Below are 19,294 nucleotides of genomic sequence, written 5' to 3'. Positions count from 1 at the left end.
CCACGTGTTACTCACCCGTCCGCCGCTAACGTCAAAGGAGCAAGCTCCTTATCTGTTCGCTCGACTTGCATGTATTAGGCACGCCGCCAGCGTTCATCCTGAGCCAGGATCAAACTCTCCATAAAAAATTATGATGTTTGATTAGCTCATAATACTAAATAATGTTTGTAACATTTAAGTTACTTATTGGAATTAACGTTGACATATTGTCATTCAGTTTTCAATGTTCATTTCAAACAGTTACATTTATTAATTATATCAACAATCAATATATTTTGTCAAGAACTTTTTTCTTTTTATTTAATCGAAAATTTATCTCTTCAAAACTCAATTGATTATTTCAACAAATAATATCTTATAATGTTTTGTTTTTATTTTCAATAGTCAAAATTACACTTTCTTAACATTAAGTTAAAAAACTTAATCATCCGTTTCAAAAATGTTTCTTTCGTTTTTGACGACTTTTACATAATAGCAAGTTTGTAATTGAACGTCAATCATTTATTATATAGAATTATGTTTAATTTTATACATCAAATGTATTCTTTAACGTTTAAGAGTATTATTTATATGAAATATATTAAATTATGAGCCTCTTTTACTATAAAGCCAGGTAAATAATAGATTAGAAATATTAATTATTTGTAATTTACTCATCCCTTTAGCAAATGTAAAGGTAATTATTACCTTAATCATTTTAATAACTCACTGTATTATAATCTCCCTTTTTAGCTAAGCACTAAAGTCCCTCAATTTAGTTTTATTCATCTTACTTTATTCTCTTATTTAATTAAAGTTATTTTATGATCATTCAATTTATATTTCTTAACCACTATTAATATTCTAAACTTACACTTTTATCTATTGTAAAAAGAAAAAACACAATGGATTTTTTAATCCATTGTGTTGCCGATTTAAATTTACTTCATTATTATTCTTCTTTATCTCTGCATTCTTTACATATTCCATATATTTCCATACGGTGATGTGTTACGTCAAATTCCGTAATATGTTGAGCAAGCTGTTCAACTTCATCCAATTGTGGATAATGGAAATCGACAATCTTGCCACATTTCTCACAAATAACGTGATAATGATTATGTGTATTAAAGTCAAATCGACTTGATGAATCTCCATATGTTAACTCTTTAACAATACCGATATTTTTAAACACTCTTAAATTATTATAGATCGTCGCAACACTAATATTTGGAAAATCAGGTGAAAGTGCTTGATAAATTTCATCCGCTGTTGGATGTGAATGAGAAGTAATTAGAAAACGAATAATTGCTTGTCTTTGTGGTGTGATTCTTACTCCTGCTTTTCTAAGAGCTGCAATTGATTCTTCAAGTTCATGTTCTATAGATTCTATCTCCGCACTCATTATGTTCACCATCTTTCTACATAAGAATTATTATTACTTTATACTAATATAACTGTTTAGAAAGCTTAATGTCAATAAGTACGCTAGTATTCTACTAATATCCCTTATCAAGATCGACTAAATTCTCATTTACGCCCTCGTTATTGAGAAAATCATTCAAGTTTCTTTCAAATATCTTTGTGGAATCCTTTTTAATATTGTCATCATTTCCAGTTATGTGTGCAGTTATTGTTACATTTTCAATATCATAAAGAGGATGTTCTGGTGGTAAAGGTTCATTTTCAAAAACATCTAAATACGCATGTCGGATAGTTTTATTTCTTAATACCTCTAAAATAATCTCTTCATCTACTATTGTTCCTCTACCAACATTAATAAATAATGTCTCACTATCCATACGTTCAAAGTGTTCTTTATTTAATAAGTGATAAGTCTCCTTTGTTTCAGGCAACGTATTAATGATAATATCCGCTTCACTTTGACTTAGAACTTTATCTAATTCTTCTATTTTATATATTTGATTAAAGTCTTTCTTTTCTTGCCCTGATTTGCTAATACCAATAATTTCTACTTTAAAGGGTTGTAATAATCTTGCAGCTTCTTGTGCTAATGCGCCAGTTCCTAAAAATAACATTTTTGCTCCGCTTAGGCGTCTTCCTGTTAATTTTGAATCATAGATATGATTTTGTTGGTTGTCATATGATGTACGCATTTTTTTATAATCATCTAAGATGAACGCTAATATAAATTCAGATAGTTGCTTAGCTTGAACGCCCCTACTATTGGTTAAGATTATATTTCTCTCTTTTATATATTCTAATGGTAGGTTATTTACACCCGTAGCGTACCAAGCTATCCATTTTAATTTCGGACATTCTTGTAGAAAAGCTTTATCGACTTTATCGTCATAGCCTATCAAGATGTCTAATGTATTTTTTAAATGTTTTGGTATTTCACTAGCTTTTTTAAAGAAAGAAAACTCCAATTCTGGATATTTGTTAATGAGATATTTCTCTATATCGCCTAATCGTTTTAAACTAACAATTTTCATAGTTCTCACCCCAATATTTGTTTCAAGATTTCCATTTGTGTTTTTACTTTAACTTTCTCAATAACATCAATGATATACCCTTCTTCATCAATTACAAATGTGGTACGCACAATTCCCATGCTTTCTTTACCAAATGAACGTTTAAGTTGATACACGCCCATTTCTTTAGAAAAGTGGTAATCTTCATCAACCAATAAATCAAAATTCAAATCATTTTTCTCAATAAAATTTTGGTGCTTTTTCTTAGAATCTCCACTTATGCCAAACACTTTAACGTTTAAATCATTAAAATTTGATAAGTTATCTCTAAAATCGCACGCTTCTGTAGTACAAGTCGGCGTGTTATCACGTGGATAGAAGTATAAAATAGTATTACCACCTTTAATTGTATCGTTTGTAATCCAATCGCCTTGTTGGTTCTCTAGTTTAAATGTTGGTAATTTATCGCCCTTTTTTAACATTGTTTCACCTATTTCTTAATATTGTTAGTTATATGATACGATAGTAATGAATATTATTAAAATAAGAGAGGTTGATAATAAATGAATTTCACAGAGAGTGAACGTCTCCAAGAATTATCTAATGAATATATCTTAGGTGGAGTAAACTCACCTTCACGTTCTTATAAAGCAGTTGGTGGCGGAGCACCAGTCGTTATGCGAGAAGGACACGGAGCTTATTTATATGACGTAGATGGCAATAAGTTTATTGATTACTTACAAGCTTATGGCCCTATCATTACTGGCCATGCCCACCCTCACATTACTGAAGCTATTCAAGATCAAGCAGCTAAAGGTGTTCTTTACGGTACACCAACAGAATTAGAAATTGAATTTAGTAAAAAATTACGTGAGGCTATTCCCTCTTTAGAGAAAATTAGATTTGTAAACTCTGGAACTGAAGCAGTCATGACAACTATTCGTGTTGCACGTGCGTACACTAAACGTAATAAAATTATAAAATTTGCTGGCTCATACCATGGTCATTCCGACTTAGTATTAGTGGCTGCCGGTAGTGGTCCTTCACAATTAGGTTCTCCAGACTCAGCGGGCGTTCCTGAAAGTGTTGCTAAAGAAGTTATCACTGTGCCATTCAATGATGTTGAATCTTATAGAGAAGCTATGAAACATTGGGGCGATGAAGTAGCTGCAGTATTAGTAGAACCTATCGTAGGTAACTTTGGCATGGTAGAACCTCAACCAGGATTTTTAGAAGAAGTAAATAAAATAACACATGATTATGGAGCATTAGTGATATATGATGAGGTAATCACTGCCTTCCGCTTCCATTACGGAGCTGCACAAGACTTATTAAACGTCTACCCAGATTTAACAGCTTTCGGGAAAATTATTGGTGGTGGCCTTCCAATTGGAGGATATGGCGGACGCCAAGATATTATGGAACACGTTGCACCTCTAGGTCCAGCATATCAAGCAGGTACAATGGCTGGTAACCCTTTATCAATGAGAGCCGGTATTGCCCTATTAGAAGTTCTTGAACAAGATGGCGTATATGAAAAGTTAGATGCCCTTGGTAAACGTCTAGAAGATGGATTAAATAGATTAATCGAAAAACACAATATTACTGCTACAATTAATAGAGTTTATGGATCATTAACACTTTATTTCACTGATGAACATATTACTCATTATGAACAAGTTGAGAATTCAGATGGGGAAGCATTTGGAAAATTCTTCAAACTTATGTTGCATCAAGGTATTAATTTAGCACCTTCTAAATTTGAAGCATGGTTCCTTACAACTGAACACACTGAAGAAGACATCGACAAAACGCTTGAAGCTGCCGACTACGCATTTAGCCAAATGAAATAATTGGTCGAAAGCTTTTAAAGTCTGTCATCTTAGAATTCAACGTCAAAATAATCTACTAAATTGTTAACTTTAAATAGTATCTCAATTTAGTAGATTTCTTTATTTCTTCAATATAAAACTTGTATAGGTTCTTATTTCAAGTGTATACTAAATTCAATGTTATTAACTATAAATAAATTTTAAAGGAGCGTTATAGTTGAGGCTAGGAGCTCGTATACTTAAGACTGGTATTGCAATCATCCTCGCTTTGTTCATAGCTTCTTTCTTACCTGATAATGTCGGTTTGAAATCTGTAGCAGGGATTAGTGCGATTGTAGCAATGCAACCTAATATTTATCGCTCTATTAAAACAATCTCCGAACAAGCTACAGGTAACGTCATTGGCGCTATTCTCGCAGTTGTTATGGTCACTATATTTGGTAAAAATATAGTTATCATGGGTGTAACTGTCATTCTATTAATCGCCATTTTATACAAGTTGAATTTAGCACATGTAGCTACATTAGCTGGAGTTACTGCACTTATTATTATGGGGCAACACACTGGTTCTTTTTATGTAGCCGCTGCATTTAGATTTATTTTAGTCATGATTGGTGTAGTAAGTGCTTCGGTGGTTAACCTAATTTTCCTTCCACCTAAATTCGAAACAAAAATTTACCATAATTCAGTGAATATAGCTTCTGATATATTTATATGGTTTAAACTTGTATTAAATGACGCCTCTGACTATCATCAGATTAAAGAAGATGGTGAACAGATAGAATCACGCATATCGAAACTCGAACAAATTTTCAACTATTACAATGAAGAGAAAGCTTTAACTAGGAAAGCTACTTTTCAACAAAATAGAAAGAAAATCCTATTTAAAGAAGTAGTGGGTACTACTAGACAAGCTTATGAAGTTTTAAATCGTATGGCACGTTATCAAAATGATTTGCATAGTTTAAATTATAATCTTATTTTCCAAATTAAATTAGAATTAGATTCTTTAACAGCGTATCACGAACAAATTTTGAAAAGTTTATCAAAAAAAGCGCGCTATAATGTTGAACATTTTGATAATCAAATTAGAAATCCACAAAAGAAAGATCTTATGGATGCTTTCCAACAGCAACTTATTCAAAATCCTTATCAAGTAGAGTATTCTTATTCAAATATTATGCAAATCATTGCAACAATTGAGGAATATCGATACTTTTTAGAACATCTTGATCGTTTAAGACTAAGTTTCTTTACCTATCATCGTAATGATACGGATATAGATATTGCAGATGAAGACTTTGATTTATAATTCAAGTATGAGACTAGCATATCAACCTCTTTGATAGAAACATGCGAAATAAACAAAAATACCAAATAAGGCGTAGAGTCGATTCATAATAATTGAATCTTCTCTACGCCTCTTTATTTTAGGGTTTAAGCCTTAGACTTTGTATTTTTTATAGATTTTGGATGCTATATAAATGTTCATAAGCACCTTGTTTAGCAATAAGTTCTTGATGTGATCCTATTTCAACGATTTGTCCGTTTTGCATAACAATAATCTTGTCAGCATGAGTAATCGTAGATAGTCGATGGGCAACGATAAGCGTCGTACGATCTTTACTTAATACATCTAATGCTTCTTGAATGATTGCTTCACTTTCTAAATCAAGTGCACTAGTTGCTTCATCTAAAATTAAGATTGGTGGATCGTTTAGGAAGATACGTGCAATCGATAGTCGTTGTTTTTGACCACCGGATAATTTAACTCCTCGTTCCCCTACTTCTGTATCGTAACCATCTTGTAAGTTCATAATAAAATCATGTGCATTGGCCATTTTAGCGGCTTTAATAATCTCTTCTTCTGTCGCGTCAGGTCGTCCTAGTAGAATATTTTCTCTAACCGTATCAGAGAATAATACATTATCTTGTTGTACTAATCCTATTTGATTTCTTAAACTACCTGTTAAGAAGTCTTTAATATTATGACCGTCAATTAAGATTTCACCTTTTGAAACATCATAGAAACGAGGTATCAGATTGATTAGCGTCGACTTACCGCCACCACTCATTCCTACAAAGGCTACAGTATCACCTTTATTGATGTTAAGATTGATATCTTTTAAAATTGTTGCCTCATTTGAATTATATTTGAAGCTTACATCTTTTAATTCAATATGGCCTTCTTTAATTTCAATTGGCTGAGCCCCAACGCCATTTTTAATATCGTAATCTTCATCTATGAGTTGAAAGACCCTATCCATAGATGCAAAACTTTGAGTTAATGTAGTAAAAGAAGCTACTAATCTTCTTAAAGGGCCGAAAAGTTGTTCTAAATAACCAACGAAGGCAGCTAATGTACCAACTGTGATTGAACCATTAATTGCTAGATAGGCACCTACGCCAATGACGATAATTGGTCCTAGGTCTGTAACTGTATTAATAGCAGCGAAAGAATATGCATTCCATGATGTATGTTGGAACGCTTTATTTAAGAAGTTTTTATTTTTATGATCGAAGTTTTGAGCCTCATTATTTTCTATCGCGAAGCTTTTAATTACAGACATGCCTTGCACACGCTCATGTAGAAATCCTTGAACTTCTGCTAACGCTTGTGAACGTTTGCGGGTTAATTTTCTTAAGCGTCCAAAGAAAAAATATACTGTTAAAATATAGAATGGGAAAATGATGAGCGCAGCAAATGTTAATTTAACGTCTAAGAAGAACATAATTGTTAGTGCAATAATAATAGTGATACAGTCTAACCAAATGTTCATTAAACCTGTTAAAATAAAGTCTTTCGTTTGTTCTACGTCATTAATAACCCTTGAAATTACTTGACCTACTTGATTATTAGCATAGAATCTTGCACTTAATGCTTGTAGGTGATTGTATAATTGTTTACGAATATCATACAAGATTTTGTTACTTGTCCATTGCGCTAAATACTGACGTAAATACTCGATTGGTGGTCTCACAATTAAGAATATGAATAAAGCAATCCCAATAGCGATGCCAAGATGTTGGAATTTCTCATTTGTTGAAAGCGCATGATTATTAATTACGCCATCAATAGCGTATTTGATTAATAGTGGAATTAACATCGGTATGCCGAATTTAATAATACCAATTATAATAGTGGCAATAATACGATATTTATATGGTTTTACAAACTCTAAATAGCGTCGTATCATTCCAATCCCCCCTTTATGTCGCTTAATTTACTTATTGAAAATTAATAGAGGTTGAAGACTTAGTATTACAAACTACGACGTCCATAATAATACAGTCATTTCAACCTCTAACTATTATCACTCAAGTACTATAAAACAAATAAATCGTAATTACATCTTTTATGCTTAATAATTACGTATCTTTTTATATCTTTGCTTCCAAACTTTGATAAAATCTGGTGCAAAGGGTCCTTTCTTTTGTTCAATCCACTGTTGAAGGATATCGACATTGCGACGTAAGATAACATCAATATCAGAAGGATAATTCATTTGATTCATATGTTGCTCATACTCATCTTCATCTAATAAGTGATATTTCCCATTAGGATAAACCTTAATATCTAAATCATAATCGATATATTTTAACGCTTCCTCATCACAGACAAAAGGTGAAGATAAATTACAATAATAATAGATGCCGTCTTCTCTAAACATACAAATGACATTGAACCAATACTCTGAATGGAAGTACACAATTGCTGGTTCTCTTGTAATCCAAGTTCTGCCATCACTTTCAGTAACTAACGTGTGATCATTACCGCCTATGATAACATGATCCGTACCTTTTAATATTGTTGTTTCAGACCATACTCTATGAATGTTACCATCATGCTTGTAGCTCTGAATTTTTATATTTTCGCCTTCTTTAGGTATGGATTCTTTAACCATACTCCACACCACCTTTTATTATTTTCGCACTTTAGATTATAGCATATTTTTCATAAAGTCTTTAAAAAGGAATGTTTAAAATATTTACGAATTTATATTTAGATTGTGACATATCTATATAAGTTAACCATTAATGAATTCATATATTTTATTCATCGATACGGGCATCGTATAATCTTGTCGCGTATCTAAATCAAACCAGGCCATATTTTTCTTATTTAATTCTTCTTCTGAAATATTCACTTCCTCAATTACGCTATATACTTGCATATTCCACGTTTTATGTGTGAATTGATGTTTAAATTGGCATACTTTTTCTTCAGCAATAGTTAATGACATACCCAACTTTGCTTCTAATTGTTCTAATGCATTAGGTTCTTCAAACATTAGAAACTGCCACATACCGTTTAATAACTTTTCTTGTCGTTTCTCAATGAGATAATGTCCTTTATTATTTCTAATTAAAAATATACTTTGTTCTACCGTTTTTTTCTTAACGTTTTTAGTTTTTACTGGAAGTTCTAAGACGGTGCCCTCTTTGAAGGCTTCACAATTTTCTTGTACAGGACAAAATAAACATAATGGATTTTTAGGTGTGCAAATTAAAGCCCCTAGTTCCATCATCGATTGATTGAAAGTTCCAGCTTCTTCATTGACGTATGGTTGTAATTCTTTTTCAAAAGCTTTTCGCGTTGATTGTAATTTAGTATCACGGCTATCGTTATTTAAACGTGACCATACTCTAAATACATTTCCATCTACAGTAGCAAGGGGCTGATTATACGCTATACTCATAACAGCTGCTTGCGTATAGGGCCCAACGCCTTTTAACTTGCCAAATTTTTCAGGGGAATTCGGTACGAGGCCTCCATATTCCGCCTCTACTTCTTTAACAGCAGTATGGAAATTTCGTGCGCGACTATAATAACCTAAGCCTTCCCAATATTTGAGCACCTCGTCTTCATGGGCTTGGCTTAAATCTTCAATAGTAGGAAAACGTGCAATAAATCGGTGATAATAATCTATAACTGTTTTCACTTGAGTTTGTTGCAACATTACTTCACTTAGCCATATATAATATGGATTAGTAGTTTCTCGCCAAGGCATTGCTCTTTGATTTTTCTCGAACCACGTTACTATATTTTCTTTAAAAGAGTGCTCTTTTAACATCAACATTTTTCCTTTCTACAACTATTACGTGTATTGAATCTATTTCAATGTGCTAAATTATTTAATATTTTGTTAAGTCTCTTCATTTTGTTATTGTAACTTTTAGATTATAATATAAATTAAATTAAGATGAAAAGAGTGAACGTTTATGGATACAGCCACACATATTGCAATGGGTGTCGGGCTAACTGCATTAGCCACACAAGATCCTGTGATGGCTAATACGATGGTAGCTACTGCAACTACACTTATTGCGGGATCTTTAATCCCTGATGGTGATACAGTTTTAAAATTAAAAAATAATGCTACATATATTTCTCATCATAGAGGGATTACACATTCAATACCTTTTACTGTTTTATGGCCCATATTGATTGCATTCTTTATTTACGTCATATTTCCTAATGTAGATACCACTCATATATGGTTATGGGCTCAACTTGCAGTATTTTTACATGTGTTTGTAGATATTTTTAACTCATATGGTACCCAAGCATTACGACCAATAACTAACAAGTGGATTCAGCTAAGCGTTATTAATACCTTTGACCCCATTATCTTTGGCATCTTATGTCTTGGTATTGTCATTTGGTTGCTAGGCGTTCATCCGTTTTTAGTCTTTTTCCCTATTATTGGTGTGTTAATAGTGTATTATATTATTCGTTTCCAAATGCAAGCTATTATTAAAAGACAAGCGTTAAAACAAATCCAACAACAACATAATCCAGTAAAAATCTTTGTAGCACCTACAATGAAATTTATGGAATGGAGAGTTGCTATCCAAACTGAAGAACATGATTATGTAGGAAGAGCTCATGGTCGTAATGTCGTATTTAGCGATAAAGTGAAACGTCAAAACTTTTCTCCTGATACATTACTATGGCAACTTAAAAGTAACCCTGACATTAGAACATTTTTAAACTTTTCTTCAATCTATCGTTGGCAAACAAGAAGATTAGATGACGATACTACTGAGATAAGACTTATAGACTTGAGATATTTAAATAAAGGTCATTATTCTTTTGCCGCTATTGCTCATGTTGATAATGACAATCATATTGATCACTCTTATATTGGATGGGTTTTCAGTGAAGAAAAGCTACAAAAAAAATTATACTCACATTAATCTAATAAACACGTTATTAATACGTGTTAATAGTTCTATTATTAATTGCTAAACTAGTAAAGGCTGAGACATTAATTTAAGTGTCTCAGCCTTTTCCTATAACAATTGCTATTACGTCTTTTTTAATTTTCATTTCTTAGCGTTATTGCATTCTGTAAGTATCTATATTTTTCATGTGCGACATATCTCATTATCATAAAATTTAGTGTTCCTAATATAACTAGGAAAATTAAAAAATACACATGATAAGCCACATTATACATATTAATTGCTCCAAAAATAGCTGAAGTTGCAGAACCATCCACTATATAGTAGAACGGATTTAACTTTAGAATTGGGTTCAATAAACTTATTTTGGTACTAGGTAAATAAAGTATTGGTAATAATAAGAAACTTACAACACTACCTATGATAAATATTGTTAATATTTTTTTACTTAGAATATCAAGTAATCCTAATGTAACTGTTATAAAAATCATACTTACTATAGTCATCAACATGAAGAATAAATACGCTAGCATTGATGTTTCAAAATTAATAGGTTTAAAAATCGCGATAATTAATGTTAAAACCATCAGAATAATATTCCCAACTAAAATATTAGCTATCGTTGTTACTAGCGGCGTTAATTGAAATGATTTTGTAACTAAATAATCTTGACTATACTCTCTATATGACTTATAAACTGTAGCCGTGATAGTGATGAATGATATGAACGTGATCATTCTATATAACCATCTTGCTTTGACAATTTCTTCGATATCTATAATTGAAAGTGAGATGAGGACAATCGCTATAAGTATTAATTGGGCTACAAATAGAGTTATAAACCATTTTTTAGTATCAATAATTCGTTGTTTAGCGAATTTCATGAGTGATGGAAAAAATTTAAAATATAATAATAAATTATCTATCATTTTTACACCTACAATTCAATATAAATCCATTTGCTATCATTCATATCCGCAATAAGATAACCATTGTCCGTTTTCACAGTCCATAAATCTTGAGTAATATGATATTTATCTTTTAGTTTATCTTTATCAACTATTGGAAAAACGAAACCAGTTAATTTATTTTGATCATTAAATAGCATATCAATGGGTTGTTGCGTTACAGAGACGACGTAGCGTGAATCTTCGTCAGGTACTAGCGTTTTCTTAACTTGTTCATGCTTTTTATGTAATTGACTATTAAAGTAATCAACGTAATTACTATAATTAGATTTCATATATGGAGCTAGAGTGCTTAATGAATGCGACTCATATAGCGCAGCTGGATTGAAATATTGTAGCTTACTTTTCCCTACCTCATAATCCTTATCATTCATCGTCACTTGATATTTCTTGGAATTTTCACCCGTGATTGTAACAAATGTATATTTAGGTACTTTTATATTAGATTCACCATCAAGCGTGATTGAATCATTCATGACAATACCATAAGCAAGCTTTTCTTCAAAAGGATCTTTGTTTTGAACTTTCTTCTGTGTTTCAATCGTAGGTGCTTCGATTGTTCCAATATTATTCATTACTAAAACGCCGATTAAGATGAGTGCTAATACACTTGTGATAAGTATCGTCCAAAATTTAACGACGAAATCTGGGACTTTAGCATTCTTATATCGTTCTACACGTTTAAAGTTATAACTCATATCAGGCAAACGACTGCGACTTTCTTTCCAATCTAAATCAAAGTTTTGTTGTTCTTCTTCATTATCAATGCTTAATCTATCCCGCTCATGATCTTTAAATGCCGGTAACACTTGGTTTAAAGAACCTTCCATCCGTACTTGGCCATGTGATATCCAAGCTACATAGTTACTGACTTGAGCAACTTTATTAATATCATCATCAATAAGTATAAGGGATTGATTATCAGAAATATAATCTTTAGAAAGTTGTTTTGCTTTTTCTAGAAAAGCATCGTCTAGATGTTCAATAATATGATTGAGAATTAATACCTCGGCACGGCATACACGTGCGAGACTTAGTATTAATTGAGCAAATTCTGTATGACTTAATTCATTAATCTTCACAGATGCTTTCTCATCTAAATGAGCGTATTTAATAATTTGTTCAATATTATGTGATGATGTTTCATATGTAAATAACTGTTGAATATCTTTAACATATTCCTTAACAGTAATGTGAAGTAAATGCTTATCTTTAATATCTCCATAATACGTGGAGGCAGATTTCACCATTTTACCTCTATCGGGTTTAATATCGCCAGCTATAATTCTACCTAATAACGTTTTAGATGAGCCAGGTTCTCCAATAATAGCTAATGCTTCACCTTGATAAATGTGCAAGGATATTTTGTTTAATTCAATATCTTCTGCATCATATCCAAAAGGTAAATACCATTTTCTATTTTTCTTATTTCTATAATAATGTGTAACATTAAGTAACTTTAAAATTATTGAACTTCCCATTCGTGTTACATCCTTCTAAATTTTTAATAAAGCAAGTGGCAAACCTTCTTCAGGAGATGAACTATTAATTCTATATCCCCAAGCAAATATGCCTTTTAAGCGTTCTACTTTAAAATATTGATCACTACCATCGTTTAATTTATACATTCTTCCAAGCTCAACCTTTGTCCGGTCAACTAAGTAACTTTCAGCGACAATAACTTTACTTTGATATACATCATATTCGTTCATGATGCCATTCATTTCAGCTTTACGCATTTTTTCTCTATATGTTTGAATTTCATGTCTAAGTTCTTGTTCTGACATTTCATTTAGTCTCTTGTTATCCATCTGAAATACCACTTTCTTCTAGTTTAATTTTAATTTTATCATACTTATATCCTTTTCTCATAAGAGACTCAATTGTTTTCATCACTAACATTTGGCCATCATATTTACGGCGTTGTTTAGTATAAACTTTTTCCAAATCGTTAGCTAATAACTGATCAATGGTTTCTTCATCTTGGGTGAAATCCAATTCACCCAAAGCTTGTTGCGCCACTTCCATTGAATAACCTTTTTGAATGAGGCTTTGTAAAACTTTCTGTTTAACCTTTGAAGCGGGGCCTTTTTTTGTTCGCATTATTTTCTCTGCTACACCTATGACCGCTACTAATGATTGTTCTTCTTCATATAGTGCTACATAATTAGCAATAATATTAGGTTCAATACCCACTTGGTATAATTTTTGTTTATATATTTCCGGGCCTTTATCAGTAGTATTTAGCATTGTATTTTTTAAGCTTTCTGCATAATCATCATGATTAATATACATTTCTTTATAGCAATAATCGATAACTTGCTGAATAGCAGTTTCACTTATTTCATTTTTAGCAAGATGTTGTCGTACTTCTTTCTCTGTTCTTTTCTTGTAGGAGAGATATTGAATCGCCATGTTAATGCCTAATCTATAGTGCTCATGTTTCTGAATTTGCTCCATATCTTTAGCTTCAACGATTTGACCTTTTTTTAAATTAAATTTAACTAAAGTATCAATATCTATACCCATTTCGAATTCTCCGTCTAAGAATAGATTAAATCGTTCTTTATTTTTCTTTTGTACTTCAATTTTAGTGATTTTAGGCATCTCTACCCCTCCTTCTTAAATATGGAGAATATAATTTACAATACCCTTTCAAAGAAATGAAGAGCATGTACTTTGCCACACTCATTCACGGTCTATTCTTACCAAGGTATCATCTCAATCTCATATAACTTATTCTATAATAGTCTTAGCATGTCTCAAAGTATTTTATCCATTAAAAAGAAGAGATTGGAGCAAAAGTATTGATGTTCCAGTCTCTTCATTACATTAATAATTATTGAGTTGTGATAATGCCTCTTGATATTGATTGTCTGAAATATAATTTTGTTGTTTCATCTTTTCAAGATTGGTTTTGATACGATTTTTAAAATTATCCGACATGTTGCTAATATCATACACACTTGGTGCATTAACTTTACTAGCTAAAATGGCGCTTTGTAAAACTGTTATTTGAGAGCCACTGCCGTTATTCTGGTTTGTAGTTGTACCAAAGTAATAATTTGCTGCACCTTCTATTGTATATTGGTTACTACCGTAATAAATATTATTCAAATAAAAACTTAGAATTTGATTTTTACTATATTGTTGTTCTACTTTATGTGCGACAAAGAGTTCTTTTAACTTTCTTGTAAAAGATTGTTCATTATCATAGTAATAATTTTTCACTGTTTGTTGAGTAATAGTACTTCCACCTTGCACATCATGTTCACCAATAGTTGAAAACAATGCTCGTGTTGTACCTTTTAAATCAAAACCGTGGTGTTTATAAAATCTTTCATCTTCCATAGAAATGAAAGCCCCTTTTACATAATCAGGCATATTATCTACAGAAACATAGCTATTTTTATTTTCAATTGATTGTAAATCATCAACATTCGCTCTTGAAGATAAGAAATACATTAAACCGGTAAATAATGCGAAAATAAGAATAAAGATTAAGAATATTCTTAGGAATATGCGTTTACTTTTCTTTTTTTTAGGTGGTTTACCTACAGGCTCGTAATACGTATTATAATATGGTTCATTACGATACTGCGTATGTCTTTCAGGCGAGTTATGATATCTTTGGCTTCTTTTCATGCGCTAGCTCCTTTACTTAAACTCACTCTATAATTGAGAGTTTAACAGTAGTTGATATATTTAGCTATACTTAACGCTAAAAATCAGTCCCAGGGTGTACACGGCCTGATACCTTGGCACGAGTGTTTTTAATTAACGATCGTGAAATAAGCAATATTGAAAACTAATACATTCTCTAAAGTTATAATTCTGATTATTTACTTCTTATAACATAAAAAACCTAGGACATTTAATTAAAAATGTCCTAGGCTCTTCAATCATTATTACTAATCTATAGATTAGTCTTCTAATTGTTTAACAATTTCTCTATTGAAATCGTCTAAGTCCTCTGGTGTACGGCTTGTAACGATGTTGTTATCAACAACTACTGATTCATCAACCACGTGAGCGCCAGCGTTTGATAAGTCTTTACGTACATTTAGTACTGCAGTTAATGTACGACCGTTTAAATCGTCAGTATCAACTAAGACTTGTGGGCCGTGGCAAATTGCGAATGTTGGTACATCATTTTTAGTGAAGTATTTAGCAAATGCGCCATAACGACCTTCAGCATCACCACGTAAGTGGTCTGGTGAAAATCCACCTGGGATTAATAAGCCATCGTAGTCTTCTGGTTTAGCATCAGCAATGCTTACATTTACAGTAGCTTTTTCGCCGTGTTTACCTACTACTTCTGCGTTTGCAGTATCTCCAACGATTTCAGTTTCAAATCCTGCTTCTTCTAAAGCTTCTTTTGGACTTGTTAATTCTATATCTTCAAATTCGTCTGCTAAGATAATTGCTACTTTTTTAGCCATGTGTATATCACCTTTCTTAATCGTATTATATTGTATGTATAGACACTTTTAAGAGGTTTTAAACATATGACGTTAGTTTAAATTAATTTTCCTTAGATACTGATTTCACTTTTTCTTCTAATTGGTCTAATAAACCAATCCATTCATCAATATCTTCCACGCTTACTTCGTCCGGGTTCACATGATCAATATCTTCTAAGAATTTTGATAAGCGTGTTTTAATTTGGTCAATTGTTAATTGTTCGTCCATGAAAAGTTTGTCTCCTTTAATTATCTATTTTATTTAACATTTACGTTAGTTTTATCCTAACAGAATTTGACAAAAAGGGATATAATCTTAATAATGTTTACTGTACTTTTTAGCAACGTATAAAGGAATTTAAATGTTTAGGAGTAATAAATATGTTGATGACAAATCAAAAAAAGCCTATTTCTATTAATAATGATCCTTGGGAAGCATATAACGATATAGAAGAACATGGCAAATTAACATTAAGTAATATAGAATTTACAACTACTAATTTATGTAATATGAGATGTAGTCATTGCGCTGTAGGCTACACATTACAAACGAAAGATCCTGACCCCCTACCTATGGATATTATTTACCGTCGATTGGATGAAATTCCTAATTTACGTACAATGTCGATAACTGGTGGAGAGCCTATGTTCTCTAAAAAATCAATTAAAAATGTAGTCAAACCACTTTTAAAATATGCGCAAGACCGTGGTATTTATGTTCAAATGAATTCTAATCTAACGCTTCCTCAAGATCGTTACTTAGATATCGCTGAATACATAGATGTAATGCATATTTCTCATAATTGGGGAACTATCCAAGAATTTACTGATGTTGGCTTTGGTGCTATGAAAAAACAGCCGCCATTAAAAGCTAAATTGAAATTATATGAACAGATGTTAGATAACGCGAGTACTTTATCAGAACAAGGGATGTTTATATCTGCTGAAACTATGCTAAATCAAAGTACTTTGCCCTATCTAGATAAAATCCATAATGAAATCGTCAATGATATGAAATGTAGTCGTCATGAAGTTCATCCAATGTATCCTGCCGACTTTGCTAGTCAACTTAATGTCTTGTCTCTAAAAGAAATGAAACAAGCTATTCATCATTTATTAGATATTCGTGATGAAGATATATGGATGTTATTTGGCACTTTACCTATTTATCCTTGTATTAATGGTGAAAATGATCAAGCTTTACTACAACGATTAAGAGATGCCAAAAATGTGACGATGCGTAACGACCCCGATGGACGTAGCCGATTAAATGTAAATGTTTTTAGTGGAGATGTTATCGTGACAGATTTTGGAGATGAGAATGGTACTATCTCTAATATTAAACGTGATAAATTATCAGATGTCTTTAATAAATGGTTAACATCTGATTTAGCTAAATCTTTAAACTGTCATTGTGAAGCTTTCCAATGTTTAGGTCCAAATGTCTTAGTAAAAAATATGTACTACCCTAATACAGACTTTAAACAAAAAGAAATTGAAATGCATACAGAAAGTATATTTAGCTAATTGAGAATATTTAAAAGCAGCGAATCCTATTTTAAATTAATAGAATTCGCGCTTTTTTACTATCTTTATTGTTATGATTTTATATTTCTTCTATATTTTGGACGTCTGATAGAAAATCAAGCGTGCTTTTACTTTCTTCACGTCGATCTTTTCTTCGTTGAACACGACTAGGTGCACCTTCATAGAACCATTTTTCAATTTTAGTTTCAGGATAAACTTGCGGTACTTTTGTAGGTTTGCCATTGTCATCTAAAGCAACGAAAGTTAAAAAGCTAAGCGCTGCCAAATGTCTTTCTTTATTTAGTACGTCTTCAATAATAATTTGAACACAAATTTCCATTGAGCTTTTACCAGCATAGCTCACCATAGCTTCATATGAAGTGATTTCTCCTGTTTTAATTGGTCGAAGAAAATCCATTGAATCCATAGAAGCTGTAACCACTTGTGCATTAGCGTGTTTCATTGCTGTAATTGCAGCAACTTCATCAATATTAGACATTAATGAACCGCCAAACATTGTGTGATGATGATTGGTATCTTGAGGAAATACTTGTTTCGCTTTAATACTTTTAGATTCAGACATTGATTTTTTATTGTCTTGAGAATTTGACATATACTTTGCTCCCTTTATCTATACTATATTTAATGAGTTATTGTGCCCAATTCCCATTTTCAAAAACTAATTCTTTAGAGCCATCATGAAGAATGCCATAAATAGTTAAATCTGAGCTACCAATCATAAAGTCTTCATGCACATTGGAGTCATTTAAACCACTTGCGATTTTTTCTTCAGTAGTCATTTCTGTTCCGCCTTTAACATTGAAACCATATGCGGAACCAATGGCTAAGTGGCAAGAGGCATTTTCATCGAATAACGTATTATAAAAGATAGTGTTACGGTTTGAAATTGGTGAATCATCTGGTACAAGTGCAACTTCACCTAGGCGTTTTGAACCTTCGTCGGTATTAATTAAGTCTTTGAGTACTTCTTCACCTTTATCTGCTTTAAAATCGACGATGACTCCATCTTTAAAAGTTAAAGTAAAACCATCGATAATATTTCCATTATAACTTAATGGAAGTTTATTTGTTACATAACCATTGACGTTGTTTCGGTCAGGCGCAGTAAAGACTTCCTCTGTAGGAATATTGGCAATAAAAGGTTGTTGATCTCCATTAACATAACTTGTAGCATCTTCCCAAATGTGATTTTCCGGCAATCCAACTACTAAATCTGTACCTTCTGAAATGTAATGTAGTGCTTTATAATTTTTTTGTTGTAAACGTTGAGCGTGAACGCTTAAATCATTCACATGTTGTCTCCAATTATCAACTGGATTATTTCCGTCTACTCGTACAATATCGAAGACTTCATCAATAAATTTAGCGTAAGCCTCTTCTTCAGACAACTCTGGGTACACTCTTTTAGCCCATGCTTTTGATGGAAATGCAGCTACCACCCAAGGGAACTTATTTTTTTGACTACCTTCCATGTAGCCTTTAAATCCTTGAGAATATTTTGTTTGATAGGCTTTTAACTTCTCAGCATCAATACCACTTAATAAATCAGGGTCTTCAGTTAGAAGTGCTAAATTGGCAGCGCCACGGTTGGCATAATTCATTCGTTCCTCTACATCAAAATCTTTGATTTCAGTAGTCTCGAAGTGTTCTACAGTTTCATATTCAAACTTCAAGCGTTTTAATGTTGGATCTGAGTAAACTACTCTTACGTCAGAAGCACCAGCTTTATATGATTCTTCTACTATCAAATGAGTTAATTCTATTGCGTCAACTGATGATCTAATGAAAACGGGTTGCTTTGGTTGTATATTCATACACACTTTTACTAGCAGTTCGGCATATTGTTGTAATTTATCTTGATAATTTGAGTTTGTCATTTA

The 19,294-nt window shown here is 32.0% G+C and carries 19 protein-coding genes and 1 rRNA gene; 4 read left to right on the top strand and 16 right to left on the bottom strand.

What is annotated here, in order from left to right:
- From HS848_RS11430 to bcp, 4 genes are all read right to left on the bottom strand, one after another.
- Positions 1-125 (bottom strand): 16S ribosomal RNA (locus HS848_RS11430); the annotation flags it as partial.
- An 806-nt stretch (positions 126-931) separates the two neighbouring features.
- Positions 932-1,384: a peroxide-responsive transcriptional repressor PerR gene (gene perR / locus HS848_RS11425; protein WP_198612414.1), complete on the bottom strand. Its 453-nt coding sequence runs from the start codon at positions 1,382-1,384 to the stop codon at positions 932-934.
- A 94-nt stretch (positions 1,385-1,478) separates the two neighbouring features.
- Complete coding sequence (locus HS848_RS11420; RefSeq protein WP_198612413.1) at positions 1,479-2,435, bottom strand: phosphoglycerate dehydrogenase; 957 nt, start codon at positions 2,433-2,435, stop codon at positions 1,479-1,481.
- Between the two features lie 5 nt (positions 2,436-2,440).
- Positions 2,441-2,896 (bottom strand): thioredoxin-dependent thiol peroxidase, encoded by a 456-nt coding sequence (gene bcp / locus HS848_RS11415; RefSeq protein WP_198612412.1) that lies wholly within the window; start codon positions 2,894-2,896, stop codon positions 2,441-2,443.
- An 81-nt stretch (positions 2,897-2,977) separates the two neighbouring features.
- Here bcp and HS848_RS11410 point away from each other — a divergent pair, with 81 nt between their 5' ends.
- Together HS848_RS11410 and HS848_RS11405 are read left to right on the top strand one after the other, a co-directional pair.
- Positions 2,978-4,267, top strand: coding sequence for a glutamate-1-semialdehyde 2,1-aminomutase (locus tag HS848_RS11410; protein WP_198612411.1), 1,290 nt, complete (start codon positions 2,978-2,980; stop codon positions 4,265-4,267).
- 196 nt (positions 4,268-4,463) lie between these two features.
- Positions 4,464-5,558 carry an FUSC family protein gene (locus HS848_RS11405; protein ID WP_198612410.1) on the top strand — a complete coding sequence of 365 codons (1,095 nt, stop codon included), beginning with the start codon at positions 4,464-4,466 and terminating at the stop codon, positions 5,556-5,558.
- Positions 5,559-5,706: 148 nt separating this feature from the next.
- Here HS848_RS11405 and HS848_RS11400 read toward each other — a convergent pair whose 3' ends face one another.
- The 3 genes from HS848_RS11400 to mutY all read right to left on the bottom strand — a co-directional run bounded on the left by HS848_RS11400 (position 5,707) and on the right by mutY (position 9,321).
- Positions 5,707-7,443 (bottom strand): ABC transporter ATP-binding protein, encoded by a 1,737-nt coding sequence (locus tag HS848_RS11400; protein ID WP_198612409.1) that lies wholly within the window; start codon positions 7,441-7,443, stop codon positions 5,707-5,709.
- Positions 7,444-7,608: 165 nt separating this feature from the next.
- Entirely contained in the window at positions 7,609-8,151 is a 543-nt protein-coding gene (gene ntdP, locus HS848_RS11395; RefSeq protein WP_103166685.1) for a nucleoside tri-diphosphate phosphatase, read from the bottom strand.
- A gap of 123 nt (positions 8,152-8,274) precedes the next feature.
- The gene (mutY, locus tag HS848_RS11390) at positions 8,275-9,321 is read right to left on the bottom strand and encodes an A/G-specific adenine glycosylase (protein WP_198612408.1); all 1,047 of its coding nucleotides are present in this window, start codon (positions 9,319-9,321) and stop codon (positions 8,275-8,277) included.
- Between the two features lie 148 nt (positions 9,322-9,469).
- Here mutY and HS848_RS11385 point away from each other — a divergent pair, with 148 nt between their 5' ends.
- Positions 9,470-10,447, top strand: a complete 978-nt coding sequence (locus HS848_RS11385) for a metal-dependent hydrolase (protein ID WP_107507752.1) — start codon at positions 9,470-9,472, stop codon at positions 10,445-10,447.
- A 122-nt stretch (positions 10,448-10,569) separates the two neighbouring features.
- Here HS848_RS11385 and HS848_RS11380 read toward each other — a convergent pair whose 3' ends face one another.
- The 7 genes from HS848_RS11380 to HS848_RS11350 form a co-directional block, all read right to left on the bottom strand.
- Positions 10,570-11,364 carry a teichoic acid transporter gene (locus HS848_RS11380; protein ID WP_198612407.1) on the bottom strand — a complete coding sequence of 265 codons (795 nt, stop codon included), beginning with the start codon at positions 11,362-11,364 and terminating at the stop codon, positions 10,570-10,572.
- 8 nt (positions 11,365-11,372) lie between these two features.
- Entirely contained in the window at positions 11,373-12,884 is a 1,512-nt protein-coding gene (locus HS848_RS11375; protein ID WP_198612406.1) for an ATP-binding cassette domain-containing protein, read from the bottom strand.
- A gap of 15 nt (positions 12,885-12,899) precedes the next feature.
- Positions 12,900-13,214 carry a YfhH family protein gene (locus tag HS848_RS11370; protein ID WP_107507749.1) on the bottom strand — a complete coding sequence of 105 codons (315 nt, stop codon included), beginning with the start codon at positions 13,212-13,214 and terminating at the stop codon, positions 12,900-12,902.
- A complete protein-coding gene (gene recX / locus HS848_RS11365; RefSeq protein WP_198612405.1) occupies positions 13,207-14,010 on the bottom strand; it encodes a recombination regulator RecX in 804 nt (267 codons plus the stop codon). The genes HS848_RS11370 and recX overlap by 8 nt, the downstream gene beginning before the upstream one ends.
- Before the next feature lie 225 nt (positions 14,011-14,235).
- Entirely contained in the window at positions 14,236-15,048 is an 813-nt protein-coding gene (gene sgtB / locus HS848_RS11360) for a monofunctional peptidoglycan glycosyltransferase SgtB (protein WP_107507747.1), read from the bottom strand.
- Positions 15,049-15,326: 278 nt separating this feature from the next.
- The gene (locus tag HS848_RS11355; RefSeq protein WP_198612404.1) at positions 15,327-15,845 is read right to left on the bottom strand and encodes a type 1 glutamine amidotransferase domain-containing protein; all 519 of its coding nucleotides are present in this window, start codon (positions 15,843-15,845) and stop codon (positions 15,327-15,329) included.
- A gap of 82 nt (positions 15,846-15,927) precedes the next feature.
- On the bottom strand, positions 15,928-16,095 hold the full coding sequence (locus HS848_RS11350) for an SE1561 family protein (protein ID WP_103166676.1): 168 nt from the start codon (positions 16,093-16,095) through the stop codon (positions 15,928-15,930).
- A 158-nt stretch (positions 16,096-16,253) separates the two neighbouring features.
- Here HS848_RS11350 and yfkAB point away from each other — a divergent pair, with 158 nt between their 5' ends.
- On the top strand, positions 16,254-17,393 hold the full coding sequence (gene yfkAB, locus HS848_RS11345) for a radical SAM/CxCxxxxC motif protein YfkAB (protein ID WP_408642074.1): 1,140 nt from the start codon (positions 16,254-16,256) through the stop codon (positions 17,391-17,393).
- Between the two features lie 79 nt (positions 17,394-17,472).
- Here yfkAB and HS848_RS11340 read toward each other — a convergent pair whose 3' ends face one another.
- Together HS848_RS11340 and HS848_RS11335 are read right to left on the bottom strand one after the other, a co-directional pair.
- Positions 17,473-18,006, bottom strand: a complete 534-nt coding sequence (locus HS848_RS11340; RefSeq protein WP_107507744.1) for an acyl-CoA thioesterase — start codon at positions 18,004-18,006, stop codon at positions 17,473-17,475.
- Between the two features lie 37 nt (positions 18,007-18,043).
- A complete protein-coding gene (locus HS848_RS11335) occupies positions 18,044-19,291 on the bottom strand; it encodes an aminopeptidase (protein ID WP_198612402.1) in 1,248 nt (415 codons plus the stop codon).
- Positions 19,292-19,294: the final 3 nt, after the last annotated feature.

It is taken from the genome of Staphylococcus caledonicus, from assembly GCF_016238465.1.
GTDB classification, from domain to species: Bacteria; Bacillota; Bacilli; order Staphylococcales; family Staphylococcaceae; genus Staphylococcus; species Staphylococcus caledonicus.
Note: the sequence above shows the minus strand (reverse complement) of the source record. Positions and strands in the feature narration are given on the sequence as shown.